Below are 3563 nucleotides of genomic sequence, written 5' to 3'. Positions count from 1 at the left end.
CCATTGACGTGGTGTGACGGAGTTTGCGCGGATATAGGTTGCCAAGCCTCGATATGTATCAGCGATTTTTGCTGTTTCCGCGCGCTGCATAATTCCGAAAATCTCTGCGGCGATAGCTCTTGACCTGAGCCCCTGAAGTTCCTCCAGGTTTGAGTAGAGGCCGTCCCTTGAAGGAGACGGATGATGAGACGATCAAGGGTTCAGGGAAGAGCAGATCATCGCGATCCTGCGGGAGCAGGAGAGCGGCATCCGGACGGCGGATGTGTGCCGCAAGCACGGGATCAGCGGAGCGACCTTTTACAAGTGGAAGTCGAAGTATGGCGGCCTTGACGTGTCGGAGGCGCGGCGGCTGAAGGTTCTCGAGGACGAGAACGCGCGGCTGAAGAAGATTCTGGCCGACGCCATGCTCGACGCCCCCGGGATGCAACGGGCGGGGGCGTCTGAGCGTTGTAGGGGCTCCACGCCCCGCCCCGTTGCATCACCGAGCCCAACAGGCTCAAATGATCAACAGACTCTACTTCCAACTGGATGAAACTTGGGGCTCAGGTCAAGTAATTGGAGTGGCAGGTGCGACATCGCCCTCGAAAAAAGCTAGGAAAACGTAGACCTTTTTTCTGTCGCACCATGCGCCAACATATTGTTTTTCCAGGGAAATGACACTTCGCCCCTGGGCACCACTCCCCCTTTCCGGCTTCAGCTTCTGATTTTTTCGGGCTTTGAGCGCCGCGGCTGCGTCGTGACCTGTTATTGCTGCATTCAGCGCCGATATATTTCGGCGATATTGAACAGCGCATCCATGTCCAGGATCGACAGCCTGCCGCCCACGACTTTGACAATATTCCTTTCCCGAAAATTGCTCATCACGCGGCTGACATGGACCTGTGTGAGGCCAAGCGTGTCGGCTATGGCCTGCTGACGGAGCGGAAAGGGCATCGAGTTTTCATCGGCAAGGCCACGCCTTGTCAGGCGGCGATGCAGTTCCGCAATAAATCGGGCCAGGCGCTGTTCGGCATTGCGACGACCGAGATCGACGAGACGGGCTTCGGTGTCCTTGCGACCGGATATGCAGATGCCGAGAAAGGACCATATAAGCGACGGGTCCTCGGTACCGATCTCCTTCAGTTCAGCTACATCGAAAGAGCAGCAGGTGACATCCGTCAGCGCCTGCACCGGGACACGGATGGTCGGATAAACAACAAGTTCCGCCCCTGCAATATCTCCTGGCACGAGAATGGACAGAACCTGCCGCCGCCCGTCCGGGACATGAGTGAAGCGGGTCGCCCAACCCGAGCGGATCACCGCTATGCGCCCCGGTGCCTCGCCCGGCCGGAAAATCTGATGTCGCGCACGAATGGTGATCTCTGTTTTATGCCGCTTCCTGCCGGATCGCGCATCCATCACGGCGGCGCATACTCCGGTGCTGCGAAGGGGGCACTCGGCACATCCTGCAGGCACCCCGTCAGCACTGAGACTGCGTGAGTTGCGGGGAGTGTCCCGGAGGACAGGGCTCTCACTCATACTTTTTATGACTTCCGGTTCTGCGAAGGGGGGAAATCCGCACACCCACCAGGTGCCCTGTCAGCGCGGGGGCTGCGTGATTTGCGGGGGGTGTCCCGACAAACAGGACTCTTACTCATACTCGTTTCAACTCTTCAGTACCGGTCGGCTCGTCACGCCCACAAAATACTGTTTCAGATTGAGAAAACTATCGGGTCGAACTTGCCGGTTCCAAGCGGTTTTTGATGAAACGCCAATTTTTAACTTAGGTTATAAATCCAGTATATAAGTATAGTTTATAATAAAACTTGAAGTATTCTAGCAATGTTAACCATTTGTTTCAAATGAATCCCCAAAGTTGTCGCCGACTACTCCAAAAGGGAGACAAAACGTCGCAGTTGGCGCTCGTTTACTCCAGACCGGAGCAGTCCTGGGGGAAGGCCAGCGGGGCTGGCCAATTTGGGAGGGCGATCATGGCGATGACAACATCTGCTGAGGACCGCGAAGCGCGTCTGCGTTTCATGGAAGTATCGGAAGTAACGGGCAAGTCATTGCGGGATTTCTGGAAGGTGCTGGAGCCGCAGCTGCCAGACATTCTCGACGGTTTCTACGCGCATCTCAGCGCAGTGCCACAGCTTGCAAATCTTGTCGGCACGCAGGTCCCTCGCCTGAAGCAGGCGCAGGCAACGCATTGGGCGCGGCTTTTCTCGGGGACATTCGACGACGGATATATGCTGAGCGTCCGCACGGTCGGGCTGACGCATAACCGCATTGGCCTCGAACCGCGCTGGTATATCGGTGGCTACAAGTTCGTGATGAACCGTCTCGCGGAACTGGCGGTGAAGAAGTATCGCTGGAACCCGACGAAGCTCTCGCAGGTTCTGAGCGCCATCAACACCGCCGTCTGCCTTGATATGGATCTCGCCATCTCGACCTATCAGGAGGCGATGGTGGAAGAGCGTGCCGCACGGCACCGCGCGCTGGAAACGGCGATCGGCGACTTCGATCTCGCAGTGAACGAAATCATCAAGTCGGTCGCATCGGCGGCAACGGAGCTGCAGGCTTCTGCCCAGTCAATGAGCGTAACGGCCGAGCAGACAAGCTCCAAGACAACCATGGTGGCAGCCGCTGCCGAAGAAGCCTCGGCCAATGTGCAGACAGTCGCTTCCGCGAGTGAACAGCTCTCGAGTTCGATTGCCGAGATCGGGCGTCAGGCTTCCATGTCAACGAGGATCGCCGGGCAGGCGGTGCAGGAAGCACATCGCACCGACAGCAAGGTGCAGGGTCTGGCAGATGCCGCACAGAGGATCGGTGACGTCGTGACGCTCATCAATGACATCGCGGCACAGACCAATCTTCTCGCACTCAATGCGACGATTGAAGCGGCGCGCGCCGGTGAGGCGGGCAAGGGCTTTGCTGTTGTCGCTTCCGAAGTGAAGAGTCTTGCCAACCAGACCGCGAAGGCGACGGAAGAAATCGCCGAGCAGATCAAGGCGATCCAGGGCGCGACGCAGGAATCCGTCGATGCGATCAAGTCGATCGAACAGACGATCACCGAGATGAATCAGATCGCAACCTCGATTGCGGCCGCAGTCGATGAACAGGACGCAGCAACAAACGAGATCGCCCGCAATGTGCAGGAAGCGGCCCGCGGCACACAGGATGTTTCTTCCAATATTGTGACCGTGGCGGAAGCCGCCGCCGAAACCGGTTCTGCTGCCGCCCAGATTTCGGGATCGTCGGACATCCTTGCCCGGCAAGCAGAAACGCTGCGCCAGCAGGTGGACACCTTCCTCAATCGCGCGCGTGCTGCGTGAGGCACGGGGCTCTGGGGGGAGAGAGCTGTGGCTTACCTCACACCGGCGGTGGATTGCACACCCGCGGTTTTCGTGTTCGATCCCGCCAATGGGCAGCTCGTGTCTCAAAATGCGAGCGCAGGCGAGCTGCTCGAGGCTGTGGGCTGGCCGGCAGAACTTGCGCCCACGCTTTCCGGCATTGAAAAGCGCATTGCGGGTGGCGGCAGGATGGTGGTCATGGCGCATGACCGAAGCGCACAGGGTGAGCAG

The 3563-nt window shown here is 58.4% G+C and carries 3 protein-coding genes and 1 pseudogene; 3 read left to right on the top strand and 1 reads right to left on the bottom strand.

The genetic code is table 11. The annotated features are described in order from the left end of the window. Positions 1–183 precede the first annotated feature (183 nt). Positions 184–412 (top strand): annotated as a pseudogene (locus tag WBF74_RS03535) (transposase); the annotation flags it as partial. A gap of 344 nt (positions 413–756) precedes the next feature. Here WBF74_RS03535 and WBF74_RS03530 read toward each other — a convergent pair. Then, complete coding sequence (locus WBF74_RS03530) at positions 757–1398, bottom strand: Crp/Fnr family transcriptional regulator (protein ID WP_424435252.1); 642 nt, start codon at positions 1396–1398, stop codon at positions 757–759. 572 nt (positions 1399–1970) lie between these two features. Between WBF74_RS03530 and WBF74_RS03525 the strand changes: the two genes are divergently transcribed. Next, positions 1971–3314, top strand: a complete 1344-nt coding sequence (locus WBF74_RS03525; RefSeq protein WP_424435249.1) for a protoglobin domain-containing protein — start codon at positions 1971–1973, stop codon at positions 3312–3314. Positions 3315–3341: 27 nt separating this feature from the next. After that, on the top strand, positions 3342–3563 hold a 222-nt coding region (locus tag WBF74_RS03520), incomplete at its 3' end, for a hypothetical protein (protein WP_424435246.1).

The sequence above is a fragment of the Parvibaculum sp. genome (genome assembly GCF_049672805.1).
Lineage (GTDB): Bacteria > Pseudomonadota > Alphaproteobacteria > Parvibaculales > Parvibaculaceae > Parvibaculum.
The sequence above is the reverse complement of the archived record's forward strand: the minus strand, read 5'-3'. Positions and strand labels throughout refer to the sequence as shown.